The sequence below is a fragment of the Mesorhizobium sp. J18 genome, assembly GCF_007829525.1.
Classification (GTDB): Bacteria; Pseudomonadota; Alphaproteobacteria; order Rhizobiales; family Rhizobiaceae; genus VLJP01.
Window position 1 is genome coordinate 55,748 of the sequence record NZ_VLJP01000045.1, and the last position, 23,202, is coordinate 78,949.

The window sequence follows — 23,202 nt, forward strand, 5'->3', positions numbered from 1 at the left end:
TGGTTCCGGAACTGAACCCTTTTCCTTACCCGGAACCGGTGGGCCGGCGCGTCAGGCATCGGCCCAATGATCAACCGGCGGGCCCTTGCTGGACCCGCCGGTCGAAATGCTAGCGACGCAATCCGAGCTTCTCGATCAGCGTCTGGTAGCGGCCTTCATCCTTTCCCTTGAGATAGTCAAGGAGGCGACGGCGCTGCGAGACGAGCTTGAGCAGACCTCGACGGGAGTGATTGTCCTTCTTGTGGTCCTTGAAATGCTCGGTCAGATTTTTGATGCGCTCTGAAAGAATTGCGACCTGGACTTCCGGAGAACCGGTATCGTCCTTGGCCGTTGCGAATTCCTTCAAAAGTTCCTGCTTGCGCTCTGCCGTAATCGACATCGGACATTCCTTTCTCATGTGGAGGAAATGGGACGCCCACGGCCGGGATGTCGTCCAGCGGGGGCCTGGATTGCATGGCGCCAAGCGCAATGCTGCCGCGCATATAATGGAAACGGTGGACAATTGCCAGCATAAATATGTCGGCAGTGCCGAGGCTCAGTATTCACGCAAGGCAGCACCCTGCTCCGGTCCGTCGGGCAGAAGACGCCCGATCGGAATGGATATGACGCATTCCAGGCCGTTGCGATGGAATATGCGCGAGATTTCGGCGTCGAGCATTCCGCCCAGCATGCGCTCGATGATCTCCGTTCCGAAGCCTCGTTTCCGGCTTCGCCTGCCGAGCCGTGGGACATATTCGCGCCAAATGATCTCCAGAACATCGTCCTTGATGCGCCAGGAAAGGGAAAGCCTGCCCTCGTGACTGGCGAAAGCGCCATATTTGGAGGCGTTGGTGGCGAGTTCATGGACTGCGAGGCCGATGGTCTGTGCCGCCTGGTTCGAAAGGCGGAATGCCGGACCCGAGAGTTCCATCCGCTTGGGATCATCCGGCTTGAAGGGTTCGACTTGGGCGGTAAGCAGTTCCCGCAGCTCGACCCCGGCCGCCCCGCCGGCGATCAGGAGGTCCGTCGACCGCGCCAGACCATGAATCCGCTTCTGGAAAGAGTCCTGGAATGCCGTGAAGCTGCGGGCATTGCGCGCCGACTGCTTGGCAATGGAGGCAACGACCGTAAGCTGATTCTTCGCGCGGTGGGCCACCTCGCGCATCAGCAGACGGATCTCGTTCTCCGCGCGCTTCCTGTCGACCGCGGCCTCGGCCAAGGCGGAGGACACTGTCGCCACCTCCGCAATCTGATACGGCATTGCCGTCACCGGCTCGCCGGCACCGAGGCGCCGGGCGTCGCGCGCGAGACGACGTACCGGCTTGGCGACCTGCCTGCCGAGCAGCCACGCAGCTCCCGCACCGATTGCGAGCACGATCAGGCCTCCCAGAACTAGCGCGCGAAGAGAACGGCGCATGGGCGCCTCGACCTTGGCCGTCGGCGCCCAAAGCACCGCCTTCCAGCCGCTGTAGTTCGATTCCTTGATGATCGTTTCGTAGCTCTGCTTGTCGGCCCCGGAATTCGCCTCGCCGAAGCCGGTCCGCGACTGGCCATCGACGGGCAGCAGGAAGAACGGCTTGCCGATATTGGAGGACATGAAGGTCGATGCGACAACGTCGCCTTTCGAATCGATGATCGACGCGTTCCAGCCACCGCGCAAATTCTGCTCCGACAGGGCACGAGAGAGATCCTCCGCATTCCGCGTCATGATCAGCAGCCTTGGCGGGCCGTTTTCCGTGCCTAGCGGGAGAATGACGTTGAAAACCCAGTTTTCCGCCGTCTCGTCATACACGATGTCCGAAATGACCGTTCCGCGCGTCTTGAAGGCATGACTTGCGGAGCCTGGATCCGAGATCGCCGGGAGCTCCTCCCCGAGCGGCACTCGCGTATTCATAAGCTGATTGAGCTTCTCGTCGAGCAGGACAAGATATGCCCCTGTCCCCGCCAGCGCCGATTGGGCGCGCTCATAGAAATCCTTTATGTCCCCTTCCGTCAGCGATGGCGTGGTGGAAAGCACCCGCAATGTCGTCACCATGCTGATCAATTCGCGATCAACGCCTTCGGCAATCGAGCCGGCGGTCGCTTCGGCGAGCGTCGTAAGCACCTCGCGTTGCGCCTCGTTATTGCGCTCCAGCAGCACGAGTGACACGCCGATGGCGGGCAGCAACGTCACGAATATCAGCAAAAACAGATAGAAGCCGATAGGTTTCGGCCTTCCGAGCCATGCGCTAAGCTCTCTGGCTCGGCTTCCTATCCTAGCGGCACTGCCACTATTTTCATTCGTCTCGCCGATGACCATCGACCCAAATATCCGTGCCATGACCGGCAGGGCAAGATGTTTGTTGGGTCCTGCGGAAGATCCACCGTCAGCTATCCCGCAAAAACCCGCTTCGGTTTGAACATGCCGGCTTCCACGATACCGATCGCAACCAGCCGTCCATGGGCGCTGGCCCAGGCTTCCGGGGCGTCGACAGGAGCGTCGCGACCACGGATGATGACCGGGTTGCCAAGACGCAGCCGCGTCGCCGCATCGTCGCTGACCCGGACCTCCGGCAGACAATCAAGCGCCGCCGCCGTATCGATCAGCAACTGGTCAAGGGCGCGAAAATCCTGCTCCGCCGTCTCCTCGGCCGCCGCAAGCAGATCCTCCATCGTCACCAGGTCGTCGGTGCCGAAAGGATAGACCTCGACACGCCGCAATTCGGAAATATGGCCGTAGCAGCCGAGATCGCGCCCCATGTCGCGCGCCAGCGACCTTACATAAGTCCCTTTGCCGCATTCCACCTCGAAAATGGCATGGTTTTCATCGGGGATCTCGACCAGGTCGAGACGGCCGATCTCGACCTCGCGTGCGGCGATCTCCACCGTTTCCCCATCCCGTGCCAGGTCATAGGCACGCTCGCCGCCGATCTTGATCGCGGAGAATTGCGGCGGGGTCTGCATTATGAGACCGGTATATCGTGGCAAAAGTTTTCGGATGGCCTGTTCGGATGGCCTGTCGGCAGAGGTTTCCGTCACTTCCCCCTCCAGGTCGTCCGTGTTGCGTTCCTCTCCCCAGGCGACGGTGAAGCGGTAGATCTTGGCTCCATCCATGACATAGGGAACCGTTTTCGTCGCCTCTCCTAGCGCGATCGGAAGCATGCCGGAGGCGAGCGGGTCCAGCGTGCCGGCATGACCGGCCTTGTCAGCCTTGAAGAGCCATTTCACCTTCGAGACAGCCTCGGTGGAGCCCATGCCCGCCGGCTTGTCCAGCACCAGCCAGCCCGAAACGGGACGGCCCCTCTTCTTGCCGCGCCATGCCATTATTCGCCGTCTCCTTCACCGTTCCCGCTCAGATCCCGCGCCACTTCCGGCGACTTCAGGAGCCGATCGATCCTGGCAAAATTCTCGTAGCTGGTGTCGAGGCGGAAACGGAATTCCGGCATGTACTTCATCTGACGCAATGCTTGGCTAACCCGGCCGCGGATAAATCTCGCATTCCTGTTCAGGGCATCGACCACAGCCTGCCCGTCCACATCGCCGAGCGGCGACACAAAGGCGGTGGCTATCTTAAGATCGGGCGACATACGCACTTCCGAAACGGAGATGACCGTCTTTTCGATGACCTCGTCACGCACCTCGCCGCGCTGGAGCAGCTCGGCCAGCGCGTGCCGCGCCTGCTCGCCAACCCGCAACTGGCGCTGCGACGGACCTTTTCCTCGATCACTCATCCTTTACTCTTTCGACCACGAGGCTCGGCGGCCCCGTTCTCGCGGGGACCGCATCGGTCACGAACCTCATCTTCCAGCCTATGCCAGTCATTTCCAATGCAGGTCGGAAACCTCCGACTTCACTTCAGCATCGCTTCCCGGCCCCTAAACGAAACCGGCCGGAAGTGTTCCCGGCCGGCAGGATCATTCTCGCAAGGCCTGCTCAAAGCGTGCGGGTCACATGCTCCACACGGAAGGCCTCGATGATGTCACCGACCCTGATATCCTCGTAGTTTTCGAAGGCCATGCCGCATTCCTGACCGGCAGGAACCTCGGCCACCTCGTCCTTGAAACGCTTGAGGGTTTTCAGCTTGCCTTCGTGGATGACGACATTGTCGCGGATCAGGCGCACACCGGCGCCGCGCTCCACCTTGCCTTCGGTCACGCGGCAGCCGGCAACCTTGCCGACCTTCGTGATGTTGAAGACTTCCAGGATTTCCGCATTGCCGAGGAAGGTCTCGCGACGCTCTGGCGACAGGAGACCGGACATCGCGGCTTTGATGTCATCCACGAGATCGTAGATGATATTGTAGTAGCGGATTTCGATGCCTGCCTGTTCGGCCGCATCGCGGGCCTGCTTATTGGCGCGTACATTGAAGCCGATGATGGCCGCCTGCGAGGTTTCGGCGAGCGAAACATCGCTTTCGGTGATAGCGCCTGCGCCGGAGTGGACGACACGGGCCCGCACCTCGTCCGTGCCCAGCTTGTCGAGGGCGCTGATGATCGCCTCGATGGAACCCTGCACGTCACCCTTGATGATGAGCGGGAACTCCTTCAGACCCGAGGTCTGGAGTTGCGACATCATCTGCTCCAGAGAGCCGCGCTGGCCGGCCTGTTTCGCGACCGCCTTTTCACGCGCCAGGCGCTGCCGGTATTCGGAAATCTCGCGGGCGCGGGCCTCGTTCTCGGCAACGGCAAACCGGTCACCGGCCTGCGGCGTTCCCTGAAGACCCAGTATCTCGACCGGCGTCGAAGGCGGCGCCTCCTTCATCTGCTCGCCACGCTCGTTGATCAGGGCGCGCACGCGGCCCCATTCGTTGCCGGCGACGATGATATCGCCCGGATGCAGCGTGCCGGCCTGGACGAGAACGGTCGCCACCGGGCCGCGGCCACGGTCGAGCTTGGCTTCGACAACCACGCCCTCGGCAGTGCGATCCGGATTGGCCTTGAGCTCCAGAATTTCCGCCTGCAGCAGGATGGCCTCCAGGAGCTTGTCGAGATTGGTGCCCTTGGTGGCGGACACCTCGACGTCAAGCACGTCGCCGCCCATGGATTCGACGAACACCTCATGCTGGAGGAGTTCGGTGCGAACCTTTTGCGGATTGGCTTCCGGCTTGTCGATCTTGTTGATCGCGACGATGATCGGGACTCCCGCCGCCTTGGCGTGATTGATCGATTCCACCGTCTGCGGCATGACGCTGTCATCCGCCGCCACTACCAGAACGGCAATGTCGGTCGCTTGCGCGCCGCGGGCACGCATGGCGGTGAATGCCGCGTGGCCGGGCGTATCGATGAAGGTGATCTTCTGGCCGTTCTGCTCGACCTGATAGGCGCCGATATGCTGCGTGATGCCGCCGGCCTCGCCGGCCACGACATTGGCATGGCGGATCGCGTCGAGCAGCGAGGTCTTGCCGTGATCGACATGGCCCATGATGGTGACTACCGGCGAGCGCGGCTTCATGTCCTCGGGCCTGTCCTCGATATTGAAGAGATTGCCTTCGACATCCGATTCGGCAACGCGCTTGACCGTGTGGCCGAATTCGGCTGCGACGAGCTCGGCCGTGTCGGCGTCGATGACGTCGCCGGGCTTCAGCATCTGGCCCTGTTTCATGAAATATTTGATCAGGTCGACGGAGCGCTCGGCCATGCGCTGTGCGAGTTCCTGAACCGTGATGGTCTCCGGTAGAATCACCTCGCGCGAAATCTTCTCGCGCGGCTCCTGATGCATCGCCCGCTTGAACTTCTCCTGGCGGCGGCGCATCGAGGACAGGGAACGGCCACGGGAATCGCCATCCTCCGAAAGCGCGGAATTGAGGGTGAGCTTGCCACGGCGGCGCTCCTCCTCGCCCTTCGGACGGGTCGGGCGCGGCACTTCAGGTTTTGCCGGAACCCCCCGCTTCGCCGCAGCTCCGCGGCTGCGATCTTCTTCCTCCTCGTCATCGCCGCTGACAACCGGCTCCACGACCGGCGCGCGGCGGCGCGCCTCTTCCTCGGCCCGGCTGCGCGCCTCGGCTTCGGTCTTGAGGCGCGCTTCCTCCTCGGCCTGACGGCGGGCGGATTCCTCGCGCTCGCGATGGCGGCGCTCCTCTTCCTCGGCGCGGATCCTGGCTTCCTCGGCGGCGCGCTTGCGCTCTTCGGCTTCGCGAACCTTGGAATCCTGCAGCGCCCGGCGACGGGCGTCCATTTCCTCGCTGGAAAGCTCGTTCAGAACGACGCCGGAGCGCTCCACGCTGGGCCGCTCAGGCGCAGGCGCCGGCCGCGGTGGTGTTGTCGCGGGCGCGGCCTGTGGTTGCGGCTTCGGCTTGAACACCTGGGCVGCCACACCGGCATCGCTCCGCTCGTCCGGGCGCGAGAATTTCCGCTTCTTCGTCTCGACGACGACAGATTTCGTGCGCCCATGCGCGAAGTTCTGACGCACCGTGCCCTGCTCCAGGCCGGGCCGCTTCAGCGTCAGCGTCTTCTTCGTGTTGACGCTCAGCGTCTTGTCGTCACCAGTCTTCGTATCAGTCATTCCGTATCCTCTGCGGCATGCGCCGCAACCGTGAGCCGGTCATCCGGGGAACCGCCCCGATAACGGTCAAGCGCTACCATACGCTTAAGCGCCGCCATGCCGGCATCCCGCTCGAGCAAGGCAGCATGTATCACATTTGTGCCGCCCAATGCCAAACTCAAATCCGCCTCGGAGAAGAGTTTGTAGGCCGGTATGTCCGGGCCACCGAGATGGACGGTGGCGCGACGGGCAGCCGCAATCTTGCGGATGCCGTCCGGCGACGCCTCGATCGCATGCAGAACGGCCGCCGCCCTGCCGCTTCGGACCGCAGTTTCGACCTTGGCAGAACCCAATGCCACGGCACCGGCCTTTCGCGCAAGGCCAAGCGCACCAAGCGCCGACCTTGCGAGCAAATTATCGACCGTCGCGCCGAGATCCTTCGGCACGCTGACCGGCGCGCGCAGGGCGCGGGCGAAGAGATTCTTCGCCACCGCCTTGTCTATATGGGAACGATCAGCCGTAACCCAACAGCCCCGGCCAGGCAGATTTCCCTTGAGATCAGGAACGACCGAGCCGTCCGGGCCGGCAACGAACCGGATGAGATCCTCCGGCGCCATTGCCCGGCGTGTAACTATGCATGTGCGGTCGTTCATCTCGTTCAAGGGCAACCCCTGCCGGCACGGCAACCATCTCAGGCTTCCGCGGTCTCGGCGGCTTCCTCGTCGCCGGCCTCCTCGGCGGCCAGGTCTTCTTCGGAGATCCAGCCGGCCTTGAGCCGCGCGGCGACCACCATCTGCTCTGCATCGGCGCGCGAGACGTCGAAGTCCGAAAGAACGCCGGTGAAGAACTTCGTCTCCCCGTCCTTGCGCTCCTTCCAGCCGACAAGGTCGTCGGCGGCATAGCCGGCGAAGTCTTCCACCGTCTTCACGCCGTCTTCGCCAAGTTTCACCATCATGGCCGTGGTGATGCCCGGGATTTCGCGCAACTCGTCCGCGACGCCCAGTTCCTTGCGCCTGGCTTCATGCTCGGCCTCGATCCGCTCGAGATATTCGCGGGCGCGGGTCTGGATTTCGGTCGCCGTATCCTCGTCGAAACCATCGATCGAGGAGATTTCGTCCAGATCGACATAAGCGACTTCCTCAACGCTGGTGAAGCCTTCCGAGGCAAGCACCTGGCCGACCATCTCGTCGACGTTGAGCGCCTCCATGAAGAGGGTGGAGCGCTCGGTGAATTCCTTCTGACGGCGCTGCGATTCCTCTTCTTCGGTCAGGATATCGATGTCCCAGCCGGTAAGCTGCGAAGCAAGGCGGACATTCTGGCCGCGGCGTCCGATTGCCAGCGAAAGCTGGTCGTCCGGAACCACGACTTCAATGCGCTCGGCCTCCTCATCGAGGACCACCTTGGCCACTTCGGCAGGCTGCAGGGCATTGACGATGAAGGAAGCGGCATTCTCGTTCCACGGGATGATGTCGATCTTTTCGCCCTGGAGTTCGCCCACGACGGCCTGGACGCGGCTGCCGCGCATGCCGACGCAGGCGCCGACCGGATCGATCGAGGAATCGTGGCTGATGACGGCGATCTTGGCCCTCGAACCCGGATCGCGGGCAACCGAGCGTATCTCGATGATGCCGTCATAGATCTCCGGCACTTCCATGGTGAAGAGCTTGGCCATGAACTGCGGATGCGTGCGCGACAGGAATATCTGCGGGCCGCGCTGCTCGCGCCGCACGTCATAGACATAGGCACGGACGCGATCGCCATATTTGAAGTTTTCGCGCGGGATCAGCTCGTCACGACGGATGATAGCTTCGCCACGGCCGAGATCGACGATGACATTGCCATATTCGACGCGCTTGACCGTGCCGTTCACGATCTCGCCGATACGGTCCTTGTATTCCTCGTACTGACGGTCACGCTCGGCCTCGCGCACCTTCTGCACGATGACCTGCTTGGCCGACTGGGCGGCGATGCGGCCGAAATCCATCGGCGGAAGCTGCTCGGCGATGAAATCGCCGATTTCCGCATCGGGATTGCGCTCGCGCGCCTCGGCCATGGAAATCTGACGGGCAGGTTCCTCGACCTCCTCCACCACTTCCATCAGCCGCTGCAGCTTCATCTCGCCGGTATTCGGATTGATGTCGGCGCGGATATTGGTCTCCTGGCCGTAGCGCGAGCGCGCCGCCTTCTGGATTGCGTCGGCCATGGCGGCGAGCACGATCTTCTTGTCGATCGCCTTCTCGCGTGCCACCGCATCGGCGATCTGCAAAAGCTCTAGCCTGTTTGCACTGACTGCCATTTCATTCTCCCTGGGCAAGCGGCGCGTTTCCGGCGCGCCGGGCTGTGCATTTCTGTTCAGTGTTCATCCTGGGCGTCGTCGGCGGCACCATCGCCCTTCTTCCATTCGCGACGCGCTTTCTTGTCCTTCTTCAGCGCCTCACGGATCAGTTCGTCCGTCAGCACCAGCCTGGCCTCGGCCACAGCATCGAACGGAATGGACACGTTCGGTTCCTCGCCATAGGCGGGCTGATCCCGTAGGATGGCGAAGCCATCATCGCTGACGGTCGTGACACGACCGCGAAAGCGCTTGCGCCCGGCGACGAGAATCGCCGTCTCCAGCTTCACCAGATGGCCGACCGCAGCCACGAAGTCCGACCTGCGCACCAGCGGCCGGTCGATACCGGGCGAGGAAATCTCGAGATTGTAGGCCCCGTCGATCGGGTCCTCGACATCCAGCACCGGTGAAACGGCCTTGCTGGCTTCCTCGCAATCCTCTACGGTCATCGTGCCGTCGGGGCGCTCGGCCATGATCTGCAGCGTCTGGCCGTTCTGGGACGTAAGTCGCACCCGTACGAGACGATACCCTACGGTGCGCAACACCGGCTCCACGATCGCAGCCACACGCGCATCCATGCCGCTTTCGCGGACAATACGCTCCTCGTCGAGGGGTGCATTCTGCGCAGTTTCGGTCATCGACACTCCAGACAGGGCCGTCGGCTAACAAAAAAGAGCGGGACCGGTCGGACCCACTCTTCGCCATAACGACCAAGAATTTGAAACTGATATAGTCGCGACAGGACGCAAATGCAAGCAGGATGAGGCACAGCCTCGACGTCGCCTTCCTTGAAGGCGTCTTCAGGGCGCCACCCATGCAAGCGTGGCATGGCAGCCCTGCCGATTTGCTACTCCCGCTTTTTGCACTCGCATCATATCTATTGTGCAATGCACAATACAAAGGAAAGTCAAATGCCCCGCATCATGAAACGCAGCACCTTGGGCATGGTCTTTTCGCTCATGGGTGATGCGATCGCGGCCGCCGCCGCCGTTCGCGCGCACCGTCAGCCGGACGCGCAGACGCTGCGGCGGCTCGGCATCGATCCGGAGCAGTTCCCCAAGATTTCAAGCTACTGAGGTCTGACCGGTCGCGGTTGCCCGCGCGCTCCCTGCCCCTCGGGCAACGCACCGTGGCAGTGACGACTGGCGGATGACGCGAAACGTCATCCGCCTTTTTCCTTTTCCGATGCGATGCGGTCGCGGACCGCTCAGTCCTCATCGCCTGCAAGCTGCGCCAGCACCTTGCCGCGTCCGCGGGCGCGCAGCACGAGCGGCAGGATCACTGCCGCGGCGGCCAGCAGCAGAAGCACGACCGAGATCGGCGACTGCACCAGCACGACGGGATCGCCCTGGCTTATGGCGAGCGCGCGGCGAAGCTGCTGCTCCGCCATCGGGCCAAGGATCAGCCCCACCACGACCGGCGCCAGCGGATAGCCGAAGCGGCGCATGCCGTAGCCCATAAGGCCGAAGACGAGCAGGATGCCCAGCTCGAAGGAAGACGGATTGGCGCCGATCGTGCCCAGCGTGGCGAAAACGAGGATGCCGGGATAGAGCCAGTGGGTGGGGATGGTGAGGAGCCGCACCCACAACCCGATCAGGGGCAGGTTGAGCACCAGCAGCATCAGGTTCGCCACCAGCAGGCTGGCGATCAGCCCCCAGACCAGCGGCGCATTGGTCGCGAAGAGCAGCGGCCCGGGCTGCAGTCCGAACTGCTGGAAGCCGGCCAGCATGATGGCGGCGGTCGCCGTCGTCGGCAGGCCGAGCGTCAGCAGCGGCACGAGCGTGCCGGCGGCAGATGCGTTGTTGGCGGCCTCCGGGCCCGCCACCCCCTCGATGGCCCCGGTGCCGAACTCCTCCGGCCGGCTGGCGAAGCTCCGCTCCGCCGAATAGGAGAGGAAGCTCGCAATATCGGCGCCGCCTGCCGGCATGGCGCCGATCGGGAAGCCGATCGCCGTGCCGCGCAGCCACGGCTTCCAGGAGCGCCGCCAGTCTGCGAGCGTCATCATCACCGAGCCCTTCACCGCCTCGACCTTCTCGACCGCACGCGAGGGCGAGCAGACGACGGAAAGCGTCTCGCCTATGGCAAAGAGCGCCACGGCCAGCGTGGTCACCTCGATGCCGTCCAGCAGGTCCGGAACGCCGAAGGCGAGCCGCGCCTGCCCGGTCTGCAAGTCGATACCGACGAGGCCGAGCGCGAGGCCGACGAAGAGCGCGGTCAGCCCGCGCAGCGTCGATTCGCCGAAAGCGGCCGAAACGGTCATGAAGGCGAGCACCATCAGCGCGAAATAGTCGGCGGGGCCAAAGGAGAGCGCGAAGCTGACAACCCAGGGCGCGATGAAGGCAAGGCCCAGCGTGGCGATCAGGCCGGCGACGAAGGAGCCGATGGCGGCGGTCGCCAGCGCGGGGCCGCCGCGGCCGGCTCGCGCCATCTTGTTGCCCTCGAGCGCGGTGACGACGGAAGCGCTCTCGCCCGGCGTGTTCAGCAGGATCGAGGTGGTCGAGCCACCATACATGCCGCCGTAATAGATGCCGGCAAACATGATGAGCGAACCGGCGGGATCGAGCTTGTAGGTGACAGGCAGCAGCAACGCCACCGTGAGCGCCGGGCCGATGCCGGGCAGGACGCCGACGGCGGTGCCGAGCGTGACGCCGATCAGCGCGTAGAGCAGGTTCGCCGGCTCGAAGGCGGTGAGCAGGCCCTGGGCCAGTAGCGAAAAAGTGTCCACGCGTCCGGCCCCCGCTCAGATCAGCCGTTCGATCGGACCTGGAGGCAGCGAGAGCTGCAGCCCCTTGGCGAAGACGAACCAGACGACGAAGGCGAGCAGAATCCCGATCGGGACCGTCTTCCAGAGCGGCCCCTTGCCGAAAGCCCGGGCGGTGGCGGCGAACAGCAGCCCGGTGGCAATGGAGAAGCCAGCCGCCTTCAGAAGCAGCATCTGGGCTGCGAGCCCGCCGACGACCCAGACGAGCGGCGGCAGGTTCTGCCGCTCGCGTTCCGGGAAATCGCCGCGCCAGGCCTCGATCGCCGTCCAGACGGCAAGTGCCGCCAGGCAGATACCGATGACCATCGGCATGGTCTTCGGGCCGATGCGGGCATAAGTCGCCACGCCGCCGAGCCGCTGCGCATCCCAGAAGATGACCGCGGCCAGCACCGCCAGCCCGGCCGCGATGACCAGCCCCGCCCGGTCGGGGCGGCGCCGGCCGTCCTGCTCGTGCGGCAGGCTCATTTGACGAGGCCGATGTCTTTCAGAATGGCCGCGGTCGCCTCGATGTCCTCGGCAAGCTGCGCCTTGAACTCGTCACCGGCGAGATAGGTGTCGGCCCAGCCGTTCTTGGCGAGCGCGTCCTGCCACGACTTCGATTCGACCATCTTGCGGATGTCCTCGCCGATGGCGGCCTCCTGCTCGGCGCTGATGCCGGGAGCGGCGGAGACCGAACGCCAGTTCTGTATGGCGACGTCGACGCCCGCTTCCTTGAAGGTCGGCGCGTCGATGCCCTCGACCCGCTCGTCGCTCGAAATGCCGATGATGCGGAGCTGGCCGGCCTCTATCTGCGAGGCGAACTCGCCATACCCCGAAATGCCCACCGTCACCTGCCCGCCCAGGATCGCGGCAAGTGCCTCGCCGCCGCCCGAGAAGGCGACGTAATTGACCTTGGTCGGGTCGACGCCGACCGCCTTGGCGATGAGCCCGGCAGTGATGTGGTCGGTGCCGCCGGCGGAGCCGCCGCCCCAGGAAACCGCTCCGGGATCGGCCTTCAGCTTCTCGATCAGGCCGGCCATGTCCTGGATGTCGGACGAGGCGGGCACCACGATCGCCTCATATTCGCCGGTCAGCCTTGCGATCGGCGTCACCTGATCGAGCGTGACAGGCGAATTGTTGGTGAGGATGGCGCCGACCATGACATAGCCGCCGACCATGAGCTGGCTGGGATCGCCATTGGTGCTGTTTACGAACTGGGCGATCCCGATCGTGCCGCCGGCGCCGGGCACGTTCGTCACCTGCACGTTGCCGGAGATGCCTTCGTCCTGCAGCGCGGCCTGCATGGTGCGGGCGGTTTGGTCCCAGCCGCCGCCGGGGGCGGCCGGCGCCATGATCTTGTAGTCGGCCGCAAAGGCCTGGGTCGAAAGGGCAATGCCGCCAACGGCAAGGGCGGCGAAGAACAGTCTGCGCATGGATTCCTCCTCTTTTCCCTCCGCTGCCGGTGCGTACAGACGGAAGTTCCGCGGCGCGTTGCCGCGTCCGCGGCGGCCCCACGAAGCTCCCCCTGGCGCCTGCGCCACTTATTCGCTGGCGCCGGCGACTTGTCAATGTTGCCGGTGGCGGCCATGAAGCGGGCGTCGCTTCCTATTTCTCGAACACCAGCGCGTCGGGCTCGGCGCCCAGCTCCTCCAGGGCGGCGTTGACATCCTCGACCATCCTGTCCGGTCCGCAGACGTAGAAGTTCTGGCCGAAATCACTCACTCCCCGCCGCAGGAAATCCCGGTCGATGCGGCCGCCGGACAGGCTGCTGCCGGGCTCATCGGTCACCACGAAAAGGCAATCCAGCCCGTCCATCCGCTCCCAGGTGTCGCGCATGATGATGTCGCGTTCCGTCCTGTTGGAGAAGATCAGCCGGTGGCCGGCGATCTCATCCCTGTCGGCCAGGTCGCGCAGGATCGCGATGAAGGGCGTCACGCCGGCGCCGCCGGCGATGAAGGTGCCCTTGCCCTTGTAGCGGATGGTTCCCCAGGGATCGTCGATGAGCAGCGCGTCGCCGGCCTTGAGGCCGGCGAGCTGGTTGGTCACGCCGTTATGGCCGGAATAGATCTTGATGGTGAATTCGAGGTGATCCCAGTCCCTGAGCCCGGTGAAGGTGAACGGGCGCTTCTCCTCACGCCAGCCGTCGCGGTCGATCGCAACCTCAGTCGCCTGGCCCGGCTCGAATTTGAACCCGGCCGGCCGCTCGAATTTGAAGCGGCGCACATTATGCGTCACCTCGCCGGTTTCGAGTATCCGGACCCTGTGTGCCATTCTGCTGTCCTCCTGATGGCCTGACGAGGTGCCGGTCGCCGTCACCTTTACCAGTTATACCGCAAATCGCAGTCTGGTTCCCGCGTCAGACGCGCCTGAAGGTCAGATATGCCGGCACCCGGCCTTCGCGCATCGCCTTTGCCTCGTAGCGCGTCCCCGGCCAACCCTCATAGGGTTGCCGCCAGTCATCGGCGCTTGCCACCTGCCATTCGAATGCCGGATGCCTGTCGCATTGCAGCAGCGTCCAGTTGACATAGGTGTCGATATCGGAGGCGAAACGGAAGGTGCCTTCGGGGCGGAGAACCCGGGCGAAACGATCGAGATTGGACCGGTTCACGAAGCGGCGCTTCCAATGCTTCTTCTTCGGCCAGGGATCGGGATACAGAAGGTCGATCTGCGTGATCGAAGCCTCCGGAAGCCAGTCGAGCAGGCGTGTCGCATCGTCGTTATAGACACGGATATTGCCGGCGGGCGTGCTTTCCAGAGCGGCCATCAGCTTTGCCATGCCGTTCACGAAGGGCTCGACGCCGATGAAGCCCGTATCGGGGTGACACCGCGCCTCGTGCAGGAGGTGCTCGCCTCCGCCAAATCCGATTTCCAGACGGATTTCTGTTACGCGATCAACAAACAGATCCGACAGAGGCGTCGGCGGGGACCGACCTGGATCAATTAGGTAAGACGGCAAAAGCGAGGCCAGCGCGGCCGACTGTTGCGGCCGCAGGGCCTTGCCTCGCCGGCGGCCGAAAAACGCCTCGGTGGCCCTGCGCCGTCGTTCTTCAGCCATTTTCCCGTTGCGGCCGCCTCAGGATGCGACCGCTTCCTTCAGAGCCTTTGCCAGATCGGTCCGTTCCCAGGAGAAGGAGCCGTCGCGGCTCGCCTTGCGGCCGAAATGGCCGTAAGCCGCCGTCTTGGCATAGATCGGCTTGTTGAGGTCGAGGTGCCTGCGAATGCCGGACGGAGAAAGATCCATCACCTTGCGGATCGCCTTTTCCACCTGCTCCTCGGATACCTTGCCGGTTCCGTGGAGATCGACATAGATCGATAGCGGCTGCGCCACGCCGATCGCATAGGAAAGCTGGATGGTGCAGCGATCGGCAAGCTTCGCGGCCACGACATTCTTCGCCAGATAGCGGGCGGCATAGGCCGCGGAGCGGTCGACCTTGGTGGTGTCCTTCCCGGAGAAGGCACCGCCGCCGTGCGGCGCTGCGCCGCCATAGGTGTCGACGATGATCTTGCGGCCGGTAAGGCCCGCGTCGCCGTCCGGACCGCCTATGACGAACTTGCCGGTCGGGTTGATATACCAGGCGCAATCGTCGGCGATCGTGATGCCGCCGGAATTGAGCGCCTCGCGGATATAGGGCTCGACCACCTGGCGCACTTTCTTGTTGTCCCAGCCGGAATCGACATGCTGCGTCGAGAGCACGATCGAGGTGACTTCGGACGGACGTCCATCGACATAGCGCACCGTCACCTGGCTCTTGGCGTCGGGGCCAAGCCTGGCGACATCGCCACCGCCATTCTTGCGGGCGGCGGCGAGCAGTTCGAGTATCTTGTGCGAATAGTAGATCGGGGCCGGCATGAGGTCCGGGGTTTCGCGGCAGGCATAGCCGAACATGATGCCCTGGTCGCCCGCTCCTTCCTCGCCCTGCCGATCGGCCGCATTGTCGACGCCCTGGCCGATATCCGGCGACTGGCCGTGCAGAAGCACGTCGATCTTGACCGTCTTCCAGTGAAAGCCGTCCTGCTCATAGCCGATGGAGCGGATGGCGCGACGGGCCGCGGATTTGAATTTCGACGGATTGACCAGCGGATGGCCGCGGCTGTCCGTCACCACATTGCCGTTCTTGTCCTTCTTGAGCAGGCTGTCGGGAACGCGAACCTCGCCTGCTATGACGACGCGGTTTGTAGTCGCCAGCGTTTCGCATGCGACACGGACCTTCCAGGGATCCATCCCGGATTTCCTTGCCTCTCGATAGACGAGATCGACAATCTCGTCCGAGATGCGGTCACAGACCTTGTCCGGATGCCCTTCGGATACGGATTCACTTGTAAAGAGATAATCGCGGCGCGACACGGGTGTCCCCTCTCGAAAGAAAAGCCGGCATCATGCCGGCGTAAGCCGGAACCCTGTTAGCCAAGCCGGATGGAATTCGTCAAGCGCGCAGTAGCAGGCAGGAAGTCGCGGATGTGAAATAGTTTTCCGCTCCAGCCAAAAGCACACGGTGTGTACCGGTCGGGCCCGTCAGGAACTTGAGTCTTCTTCCTCAGAGGCCAACGCCTTCACCAGATCGATGACCTTGCGCCGCACCTTCGGGTCCTGAATGCGGACAAAGGCCCGGTTCAGCTGCATCCCTTCGCCGGTATTGAGGAAGTCAACGACATAGTTCGCTGAAGCCTCTTCCGCCATGCCGGTTGCGGGACTGCCTTCTTCCTGTCCGGGCGCGCCTTCGAAGAAGAAGGAGACCGGTGCGTTCAGGATGGAGGAGATCGCCTGCAGCCGGCTGGCGCCGACCCTGTTGGTGCCCTTCTCGTATTTCTGGATCTGCTGAAACGTGATGCCGAGAGCTTCTCCCAGCTTCTCCTGACTCATTCCCAGCATGTTACGGCGCAAACGAATCCGGCCGCCCACATGGACGTCTATGGGATTCGGCTTCTTCTTGTTTTCTCTCATTTTTCCCTCGCCGTTCGGTGCCGGCTCGTTAATGGCCGCGCGCATACCTTTATGGCAGGCATTGCGGTCGAAGGTCGGCGTTTCACTATGTCTGCCGGAAAGTTCCGGTGTCAATTCGACTTGAAGCGGTACCGGACGCTGACGATCAAGGCTGAAATTCCGAAAAGTGCCAATAACATGAAACCGTTAACACCTGGCTTACCAATGCTCGGTCCTCCGGCAGGGCCGAGCGGCACGTCGGCGTCCAGAACTCCGTAAGCATTGAGGGCAAAAGCGTTCACAATACGCCCATGGGGGTCGACCACCGCCGATATCCCGTTATTGGCCGCCCGCACCAGCGGCAGCCCGGCCTCGACTGCCCGGATCCGTGCCTGCCGGAAATGCTGGTAAGGCCCCGGCGTGTCGCCGAACCAGGCATCATTCGTCAGGTTCAGGATGAAATCAGCTCCCGCGGCATCCGCGAGCACCAGATCGGGAAAGATGATCTCGTAGCAGATGAAAGGCAAGGCGCGAATGCCATCGTCCAGGATAAGCGTGCTGCGCAGGCTGCCGGGCGAAAACGGTCCCACGCTTTCCACAAGCTCCGTGATGCCGAGCTTTCTCAGCAGGCCGCCCAGAGGCACATATTCCCCGAACGGGACGAGATGCACCTTGTCCACCGCATCCACGATCTCTCCAGCGGAGTTGATCGCGACGACCGCATTGTAATAGCGCGTCTGGCCGCCGCTGGTCGCAGGCGCCTCCGAACGGACCGCGCCGGCAAACAGCATCTGGCCATCCTTGATCACCTCGCCGACAGCCACCAGCGCGTCCGGTCTGTCGGTGAAAAGGAATGGAACGGCCGTTTCGGGCCAGATGATCAGCCGAGGGCTGGCCCGACCTTCGCTCGTCGGCTCGGAGGAAAGATCGAGATACGTCTTAAAGATGCTGTCACGTATATCTTCGTCCCACTTCTCGGACTGTTCGATGGAGGGTTGCACGATCCGCACCGGCAGCATGCGCTCGGCCGGCGGCGCGGCGGCAAGGCTTGCATAGCCGTAGCCGAGATGCAGGAGGACGAGCGCGAGGCCGCAGGCAAATCCAGGGCGCAGATGATTGCGGGAAACGAGCAATGCGGGGAGCGAAAACAGGAAGACCGAAAGCACGTTCATGCCGTTCATGCCCACGATCTTCACCGATTGCATGAGAAGAGGGATGGGCATGGCCGCATAGCCGACGGCGTTCCATGGAAAACCGGTGAGAACGAAGGACCGCAGCCACTCGGCCAGGCCGAAAGCGAATGCCAGGCCCAATATCCGGCCTATCCCTTCGCTCCAGAAGAACCAGGCGACGAAACAGGCAAATCCGTAGAAAAGAGCAAGCAGCGCAGGCAGGCCAAGAACGGCGAAAGGCAGAGCCCAGGCGAATGCGTAGCCCTCCACCAGGACCGCTGCCCCCGTCCACCACAGGCCGGCGACGAAATAACCGAAGCCGAACCACCAGCCGGTCGCGAAGAAAGGCAGTGCGCGGCGCATGATGCCGCCGCCATTCGTGCTCACCACGCCGTCGAGCAGCCAGACGAGAACCGGGAAGGATATGAAGCAGACGGCGAGGAAATCGAAAGGGGCCTGTGCGAACGCGGCCAATGCGCCGGCCAAAAAGGCGGCGAGAACCCGCTTCCACCCCCGAAGCAGGATCACCCGGCCTGCCAGAGTTCCCATGGCCCCCATCAAGACGTCCGCATAGCGAGAATCACGGCGGACTCTTAACAGTCCCGCCGCGTCTTCAAAACCCCGCAGCCGTCAGACAGTATCCGATTGCGGGCCCTCTCCGGCCTCCGCCGGACGGAGAACCCGACGCCGGCGTTCGCCCGCCCGGTTCTGGACGATGCGCACGCGTTTCACCCGGCGCGGATCGGCATCCATGACCTGCAATTCGAAACCGGGAATGGCCTGCACCACTTCGCCGCGCGCCGGCACGCGGCCGAGCGCGTTGAAGATCATGCCGCCGATCGTATCCACGTCCTCGGCATGCTCGCCGGCCTTGAAAGCGTCGCCGATGACTTTGGCCACTTCCTCGATCTCGGCCTTGCCGTCGACGATGAAGACGCCGTCACCAGCCTGCTTGATCATCACCTCGTCTTCGTCATGCTCGTCCTCGATATCGCCGACGACCATCTCGACGATGTCTTCCAGCGAGACGAGCCCGTCCGTGCCGCCATATTCGTCGATGACAAGGGCCATCTGGATGCGGCCGGCCTGCATGCGGGCCATCAGGTCGGAAGCCAGCATGGAAGGCGGCACGAAAAGGATGGGGCGCACGAGGTTGAGGTCGGAGATCTTGCGGGAGAGATCGACATTGCCAAGATCGAGCGCACCCATGGCCGGCTTGCGGCTGCCGCGCCTCTTCTGCCTTGCCGAACGCGTGATATGGGCGACCACGTCGCGGATATGGACCATGCCGCGCGGGTCGTCCAGTGTCTCGCCATAGACCGGCATGCGGGAATGGCCGGACTGCTCGAAACCGGCCAGGAGATCGCCAAGCGTGGTGGAAAGGTCGACCGCCACGATATCGGCACGCGGCACCATGACGTCCTCGACACGCAACTCGCGCAGCCGCAGGATGTTCTTGAGCATCGCCCTTTCGCCGGGCGAGAAAGCAGCCGTGTCGCCTGTCTGTTCGGCGAGCGCATCGGCCAGGTCCTCGCGGAGCGACGAGCCGTTCCGCCATCGGAACAGGCTCGAAATGCGCTCGCGCAGCCGCCTTCGGCCTTCGATTTCGCCGGAGGATCTACTCGATCCCTCTTCGCCCTCTTCGGGCTGGGCCGGCTGGACCGCAGGAGCGTCCGCCACAGCCATCTGGGAATGTTCGTTCATCGTCTTTCGGTCGTTTGACACCCTCAGTTATGCATAAGGATCGGCGATGGCAAGACCTTGCAGGATTTGCCGTTCCAGCGCCTCCATCGCTTCCGCTTCGTCATCCGTCTCATGATCATAGCCCAGTAAATGCAGAAAACCATGAACGACAAGGTGCGAAAGATGGTCCTCGACGGGCTTGGCCTGTTCCTGTGCCTCCCGAAGAATCGTCTCGCGGGCGAGCACGATGTCGCCCAGGATCGGGGGCTGCACACTGCCGGGAAGCGTCGGCCCGGCCGGAAATGACAGGACATTGGTCGGCTTGTCCTTGCCGCGCCATTCGGCATTCAGGCCGCGTATATGCGCGTCGTCGGTAAAGACGATGCTGACTTCCGCTCCTTCGGGCAGGGCGGCTCCTGCCTCCCGCGCCGCCGCGTGGATGGCCCGCCCGGCGAGCGCGTAAAGTCCTTCCGGTTCCGGCCAGTCGCCCGCCTCGATCATGCAATCGACCGAAACGCCACTCTCCTCGCGGCTGTCAATCCGAGGGTCAGCGGACATCAGCTTTGCGGCGGCTTCCCCGCTGTTCCGACGCCGGTCGCGTCGCGGTCATAGGCCGCCACGATCGCCGCCACCAGCGGATGACGCACCACGTCGCTTTCATTGAAGCGGACCGTGACAATGCCCGGCACCTCGTCCAGCACGCGCAGCGCCTCCACCAGACCGGACTTGGTGTTGGGCGGCAGATCGATCTGACTCGGATCGCCGGTGACGATCATGCGCGCATTCTCGCCGAGGCGCGTCAGGAACATCTTCATCTGCATCGGCGTGGTGTTCTGCGCCTCGTCCAGGATCACGGCGGCATTGGCCAGCGTGCGGCCGCGCATGAAGGCAAGGGGGGCGACCTCGATGACGCCGGCGGCCAGCGAGCGCTCCACCTTTTCGGCCGGCATCATGTCGTAAAGCGCGTCATAGAGCGGACGCAGATAGGGATCCACTTTCTCGCGCATATCGCCCGGCAGGAAGCCCAGCCGTTCCCCGGCCTCCACCGCCGGGCGGGAAAGCACGATGCGCTCGACCATGCCGCGTTCCAGAAGCATTGCGGCATAGGCGACGGCGAGAAAGGTCTTGCCGGTTCCTGCGGGTCCGATGCCGAAGACGAGTTCCGCCCGCTCCAGGGCGCGCATATAGGCATCCTGGTTGGCCGAGCGCGCATAGATGGTGCGCTTGCGGGTCGAGATCTGGGCAGCGGCCATCTTGCCCTTGCGCTCCATGGTCGGCAAGGTGAGTTGGTCGTCGGCGGCAAGCGAAAGGCGAACGGCGCCGTCGACATCGGAAGGCGAAAGCTCCACGCCCTTCTGCGCCAGCTCGTAGAGGTGGTCGAGAGCCCGGCGCGCCTGCTCGGCGGCCGTAGAATCCCCCTTGATCGAAAGCTGGTTTCCCTTGGAGCGGATGTCGACCCCGAGCTTCTGCTCCAGTCTTGCCAGATTCTCATCGAACGGGCCGTAAAGCGCGCTGGCGAGTTTGTTATTGTCGAAAGTCAGTACGATATGCGCCATGTCCGAGGCCCCGGAGGGCCTGTTCTTCAACTCCGTCGTGGCGGTCAAGCGCGTCTCCTCTATAGGACCGGCTCGGAGAAGAGGCTGTTTGCCCCCGCCTCCGTGATTCGCACCCGGACAATGTCACCTATTTCGCCAGCCGTTTCATCAACAATCACCGGCTGCAGCCAAGGCGACCGGCCCACAATCTGACCGGTCCGGCGTCCGGGCTTCTCGATCAATATATCCATTTCCTTGCCGACCAGGCCAGCCGCAAAGGCCTTCTGCTGTTCCGTCAGCAGCGCCTGCAGGCGCTGCAGCCGCTCGTCCTTCACCTCTTCCGCCACCTGAAACGGCATGTCTGCGCCCGGTGTTCCCGGCCGCGGCGAATATTTGAACGAGAAGGCCTGGGCATAGGTGACCTCTCGCACGATCCGCATGGTGGCCTCGAAATCCTCGTCGGTTTCACCCGGGAAGCCTACAATGAAATCGCCCGACATGGCGATATCCGGCCGTGCCGCACGGATGCGGTCGATCAGGCGAAGATAGTCCACGGCCTTGTGGCGGCGGTTCATCGCCTTCAGGATACGGTCGGAACCCGCCTGTACCGGCAGATGCAGATAAGGCATCAGCTTGTCGAGATCGCGATGGGCGGCAATCAGTTCGTCGTCCATGTCGCGCGGATGGCTGGTCGTGTAGCGCAGCCTCTCGATACTGGGCACCTCTGCCAAACGGAAGAGCAGCCGGCCGAGTCCCCATTCGCCGTCCGGTCCCTCGCCATGCCAGGCATTGACGTTCTGGCCGAGCAGGGTCAGTTCCCGCACGCCGGCATCGGCCAGCCGACGCGCCTCGTCGAGGATTTGCGCCACCGGCCGCGAGACCTCCGAACCGCGCGTATAGGGCACCACACAGAAGGTGCAGAACTTGTCGCAGCCTTCCTGAACGGTGAGGAAGGCGGTCACGCCGCGGCTGCGGACAGCCCTGCGCTCGGGCGCCGGCAGGTGCTCGAACTTGTCCTCGATCGCATAATCCGTCTCGACGATCTTCTCGCCGCGCCGGGCGCGGCCCACCGCATCCGGCAAGCGATGATAGGTCTGCGGACCGATCACCAGATCGACGGCCGGCGCACGGCGGATGATCTCCTGGCCTTCCGCCTGTGCGACGCATCCGGCAACGCCGATGATGAGCTCGTCGCCTTTCTCGGCGCGCTCCTCCTTCAGCTTGCGGATGCGGCCGAGCTCCGAATAGACCTTCTCCGCCGCCTTTTCGCGGATATGACAGGTATTGAGAAGAACCAGATCGGCCTCCTCCATCACCTCGGTCGGCTGATAGCCGTCACGCGCCAGCGCATCGGCCATGCGCTGGGAGTCATAGACGTTCATCTGGCAGCCATAGGTCTTGACGAAGACCTTTTTGGCCCTGGCCGTTACCGGACCATTGGCCTCGGCTGCTTCCTCGCGCGGTTCTGCCAGTGTCGCATTCTGTTCCATGCCGGGCTCTCTACCGGTTTTCGGTGACAAAAAACAGACGATTCTGCATGAAAAAGGTCAGCGGCCGGCGACCGGCGGATCCCTGAGCGCCTTGGCCAGCATAGTCCGCACGCTGCTTTCGACCTCCCGCGTCACCGCCTTGCGGTCATTGCCGGAAGCGAACAGCACCGGTTCGCCGAAATACACCTCCACATCCATTGCCCGTCTGGCAAACAGGCTTTTCAGATGGGGCACCAGGGGCGTGTCGCCGATCCAGGCGATTTCGGCACGTTCGCGGCCGCTCATCGGCAACCCGTAAAGCCTTGTATAGGCGATGGCGACCGGCTGGACGAGCACGCTGTCGCCGGGCAGGTTCTGCAGCGCCATCTGGGCTGCGCCGAACAGCGTGCTCTTGAACGGCATGACCCCGCTGCCCGGACCGGTGGTGCCTTCCGCGAAGAGTACCATCGGATCGCCGTTGGCCAGGCGCGCGGAAAGCTCGCGCGCCTGATCCCCCGACTTGCGGCGCATTTCCCGTTCCACGAAGACGGAACGCTGCAGCCGGGCGAAGGTGCCCAATATCGGCCATCCGGCCATCTCGGACTTGGCGACGAAATGCACCTCCGCGATGGAGCCGAGCACGACGATATCGCTCCAGGAGACATGATTGGCGGCGATCAGCAACGGGCGGCGCTCCGCAATCCTGCCGTGGGTCCGGACACGCAATCCGAGCACGCGGGCGGCCAGCCTGTGCCATAGACGCGGCACGCGCCCGTCCCGTATCCAGCCGGTACGCAGCGCGAAAAGCTGTATGGGGAGAAGCAGCAGCGTGGCGACCGCCATGGTCGTCAGCCCCACTGCCATCCGCATATTGCCGATTGCGCTCGTCATCTTCGTCGCCTCGATCTGCTG

22 protein-coding genes are annotated in these 23,202 nt (G+C 63.6%); 1 reads left to right on the top strand and 21 read right to left on the bottom strand.

From position 1 onward, the window contains the following. Positions 1-109: 109 nt before the first annotated feature. The 8 genes from rpsO to rimP form a co-directional block, all read right to left on the bottom strand. Positions 110-484, bottom strand: coding sequence for a 30S ribosomal protein S15 (gene rpsO, locus L598_RS15515; protein ID WP_281407404.1), 375 nt, complete (start codon positions 482-484; stop codon positions 110-112). A gap of 51 nt (positions 485-535) precedes the next feature. After that, positions 536-2,152, bottom strand: coding sequence for a sensor histidine kinase (locus L598_RS15520; protein WP_246658777.1), 1,617 nt, complete (start codon positions 2,150-2,152; stop codon positions 536-538). Positions 2,153-2,349: 197 nt separating this feature from the next. Continuing rightward, positions 2,350-3,282, bottom strand: coding sequence for a tRNA pseudouridine(55) synthase TruB (gene truB, locus L598_RS15525; protein WP_144863956.1), 933 nt, complete (start codon positions 3,280-3,282; stop codon positions 2,350-2,352). Beyond that, positions 3,282-3,689, bottom strand: coding sequence for a 30S ribosome-binding factor RbfA (rbfA, locus tag L598_RS15530; protein WP_144863958.1), 408 nt, complete (start codon positions 3,687-3,689; stop codon positions 3,282-3,284). Before rbfA ends, truB begins: the two co-directional genes overlap by 1 nt. Before the next feature lie 202 nt (positions 3,690-3,891). Continuing rightward, positions 3,892-6,459, bottom strand: coding sequence for a translation initiation factor IF-2 (infB, locus tag L598_RS15535; protein ID WP_144863960.1), 2,568 nt, complete (start codon positions 6,457-6,459; stop codon positions 3,892-3,894). Then, positions 6,456-7,091 (bottom strand): RNA-binding protein, encoded by a 636-nt coding sequence (locus L598_RS15540; RefSeq protein ID WP_144864140.1) that lies wholly within the window; start codon positions 7,089-7,091, stop codon positions 6,456-6,458. Before L598_RS15540 ends, infB begins: the two co-directional genes overlap by 4 nt. 38 nt (positions 7,092-7,129) lie before the next feature. Continuing rightward, positions 7,130-8,734: a transcription termination factor NusA gene (gene nusA, locus L598_RS15545; protein WP_144863962.1), complete on the bottom strand. Its 1,605-nt coding sequence runs from the start codon at positions 8,732-8,734 to the stop codon at positions 7,130-7,132. A gap of 56 nt (positions 8,735-8,790) precedes the next feature. Continuing rightward, on the bottom strand, positions 8,791-9,408 hold the full coding sequence (rimP, locus tag L598_RS15550; RefSeq protein ID WP_144863964.1) for a ribosome maturation factor RimP: 618 nt from the start codon (positions 9,406-9,408) through the stop codon (positions 8,791-8,793). A gap of 273 nt (positions 9,409-9,681) precedes the next feature. On the opposite strand from rimP, the gene L598_RS21480 reads away from it, so the two are divergent. Beyond that, entirely contained in the window at positions 9,682-9,846 is a 165-nt protein-coding gene (locus L598_RS21480) for a hypothetical protein (RefSeq protein WP_186445062.1), read from the top strand. Positions 9,847-9,977: 131 nt separating this feature from the next. On the opposite strand, the gene L598_RS15555 is transcribed toward L598_RS21480, so the two are convergent. The 13 genes from L598_RS15555 to L598_RS15615 form a co-directional block, all read right to left on the bottom strand. Further along, positions 9,978-11,495 (bottom strand): tripartite tricarboxylate transporter permease, encoded by a 1,518-nt coding sequence (locus tag L598_RS15555; protein ID WP_144863966.1) that lies wholly within the window; start codon positions 11,493-11,495, stop codon positions 9,978-9,980. A gap of 15 nt (positions 11,496-11,510) precedes the next feature. Continuing rightward, on the bottom strand, positions 11,511-11,996 hold the full coding sequence (locus tag L598_RS15560) for a tripartite tricarboxylate transporter TctB family protein (RefSeq protein ID WP_144863968.1): 486 nt from the start codon (positions 11,994-11,996) through the stop codon (positions 11,511-11,513). Beyond that, positions 11,993-12,943, bottom strand: a complete 951-nt coding sequence (locus L598_RS15565; RefSeq protein WP_144863970.1) for a tripartite tricarboxylate transporter substrate binding protein — start codon at positions 12,941-12,943, stop codon at positions 11,993-11,995. Before L598_RS15565 ends, L598_RS15560 begins: the two co-directional genes overlap by 4 nt. A 172-nt stretch (positions 12,944-13,115) precedes the next feature. Next, positions 13,116-13,781 carry an FAD-binding oxidoreductase gene (locus tag L598_RS15570; RefSeq protein WP_144863972.1) on the bottom strand — a complete coding sequence of 222 codons (666 nt, stop codon included), beginning with the start codon at positions 13,779-13,781 and terminating at the stop codon, positions 13,116-13,118. Between the two features lie 85 nt (positions 13,782-13,866). After that, entirely contained in the window at positions 13,867-14,565 is a 699-nt protein-coding gene (locus tag L598_RS15575) for a tRNA (guanine(46)-N(7))-methyltransferase TrmB (RefSeq protein WP_144863974.1), read from the bottom strand. An 18-nt stretch (positions 14,566-14,583) separates the two neighbouring features. Continuing rightward, on the bottom strand, positions 14,584-15,855 hold the full coding sequence (gene metK / locus L598_RS15580) for a methionine adenosyltransferase (protein WP_144863976.1): 1,272 nt from the start codon (positions 15,853-15,855) through the stop codon (positions 14,584-14,586). A gap of 168 nt (positions 15,856-16,023) precedes the next feature. Continuing rightward, positions 16,024-16,452 (bottom strand): helix-turn-helix transcriptional regulator, encoded by a 429-nt coding sequence (locus tag L598_RS15585; RefSeq protein ID WP_144863978.1) that lies wholly within the window; start codon positions 16,450-16,452, stop codon positions 16,024-16,026. Between the two features lie 110 nt (positions 16,453-16,562). Next, a complete protein-coding gene (lnt, locus tag L598_RS15590; protein WP_144863980.1) occupies positions 16,563-18,152 on the bottom strand; it encodes an apolipoprotein N-acyltransferase in 1,590 nt (529 codons plus the stop codon). Between the two features lie 81 nt (positions 18,153-18,233). Beyond that, positions 18,234-19,307 (bottom strand): hemolysin family protein, encoded by a 1,074-nt coding sequence (locus L598_RS15595; protein WP_144863982.1) that lies wholly within the window; start codon positions 19,305-19,307, stop codon positions 18,234-18,236. A gap of 27 nt (positions 19,308-19,334) precedes the next feature. After that, a complete protein-coding gene (gene ybeY / locus L598_RS15600; protein WP_186445063.1) occupies positions 19,335-19,844 on the bottom strand; it encodes an rRNA maturation RNase YbeY in 510 nt (169 codons plus the stop codon). Next, positions 19,844-20,842: a PhoH family protein gene (locus L598_RS15605; protein ID WP_144864144.1), complete on the bottom strand. Its 999-nt coding sequence runs from the start codon at positions 20,840-20,842 to the stop codon at positions 19,844-19,846. Before L598_RS15605 ends, ybeY begins: the two co-directional genes overlap by 1 nt. Positions 20,843-20,901: 59 nt before the next feature. Further along, positions 20,902-22,203 (bottom strand): tRNA (N6-isopentenyl adenosine(37)-C2)-methylthiotransferase MiaB, encoded by a 1,302-nt coding sequence (gene miaB / locus L598_RS15610; RefSeq protein WP_246658785.1) that lies wholly within the window; start codon positions 22,201-22,203, stop codon positions 20,902-20,904. A gap of 165 nt (positions 22,204-22,368) precedes the next feature. Continuing rightward, positions 22,369-23,181, bottom strand: coding sequence for a lysophospholipid acyltransferase family protein (locus tag L598_RS15615; RefSeq protein ID WP_144863986.1), 813 nt, complete (start codon positions 23,179-23,181; stop codon positions 22,369-22,371). Positions 23,182-23,202 lie beyond the last annotated feature (21 nt).

Bases quoted from the DNA above. Each gene is read 5' to 3' on its own strand.
- truB (WP_144863956.1), bottom strand. From the start codon at position 3,282: ATGGCATGGCGCGGCAAGAAGAGGGGCCGTCCCGTTTCGGGCTGGCTG.
- rbfA (WP_144863958.1), bottom strand. From the start codon at position 3,689: ATGAGTGATCGAGGAAAAGGTCCGTCGCAGCGCCAGTTGCGGGTTGGC.
- L598_RS15540 (WP_144864140.1), bottom strand. From the start codon at position 7,091: ATGAACGACCGCACATGCATAGTTACACGCCGGGCAATGGCGCCGGAG.
- nusA (WP_144863962.1), bottom strand. From the start codon at position 8,734: ATGGCAGTCAGTGCAAACAGGCTAGAGCTTTTGCAGATCGCCGATGCG.
- rimP (WP_144863964.1), bottom strand. From the start codon at position 9,408: ATGACCGAAACTGCGCAGAATGCACCCCTCGACGAGGAGCGTATTGTC.
- L598_RS21480 (WP_186445062.1), top strand. From the start codon at position 9,682: ATGCCCCGCATCATGAAACGCAGCACCTTGGGCATGGTCTTTTCGCTC.
- L598_RS15560 (WP_144863968.1), bottom strand. From the start codon at position 11,996: ATGAGCCTGCCGCACGAGCAGGACGGCCGGCGCCGCCCCGACCGGGCG.
- L598_RS15565 (WP_144863970.1), bottom strand. From the start codon at position 12,943: ATGCGCAGACTGTTCTTCGCCGCCCTTGCCGTTGGCGGCATTGCCCTT.
- L598_RS15570 (WP_144863972.1), bottom strand. From the start codon at position 13,781: ATGGCACACAGGGTCCGGATACTCGAAACCGGCGAGGTGACGCATAAT.
- L598_RS15575 (WP_144863974.1), bottom strand. From the start codon at position 14,565: ATGGCTGAAGAACGACGGCGCAGGGCCACCGAGGCGTTTTTCGGCCGC.
- L598_RS15585 (WP_144863978.1), bottom strand. From the start codon at position 16,452: ATGAGAGAAAACAAGAAGAAGCCGAATCCCATAGACGTCCATGTGGGC.
- lnt (WP_144863980.1), bottom strand. From the start codon at position 18,152: ATGGGAACTCTGGCAGGCCGGGTGATCCTGCTTCGGGGGTGGAAGCGG.
- L598_RS15595 (WP_144863982.1), bottom strand. From the start codon at position 19,307: ATGAACGAACATTCCCAGATGGCTGTGGCGGACGCTCCTGCGGTCCAG.
- ybeY (WP_186445063.1), bottom strand. From the start codon at position 19,844: ATGTCCGCTGACCCTCGGATTGACAGCCGCGAGGAGAGTGGCGTTTCG.
- L598_RS15605 (WP_144864144.1), bottom strand. From the start codon at position 20,842: ATGGCGCATATCGTACTGACTTTCGACAATAACAAACTCGCCAGCGCG.
- miaB (WP_246658785.1), bottom strand. From the start codon at position 22,203: ATGAACGTCTATGACTCCCAGCGCATGGCCGATGCGCTGGCGCGTGAC.
- L598_RS15615 (WP_144863986.1), bottom strand. From the start codon at position 23,181: ATGACGAGCGCAATCGGCAATATGCGGATGGCAGTGGGGCTGACGACC.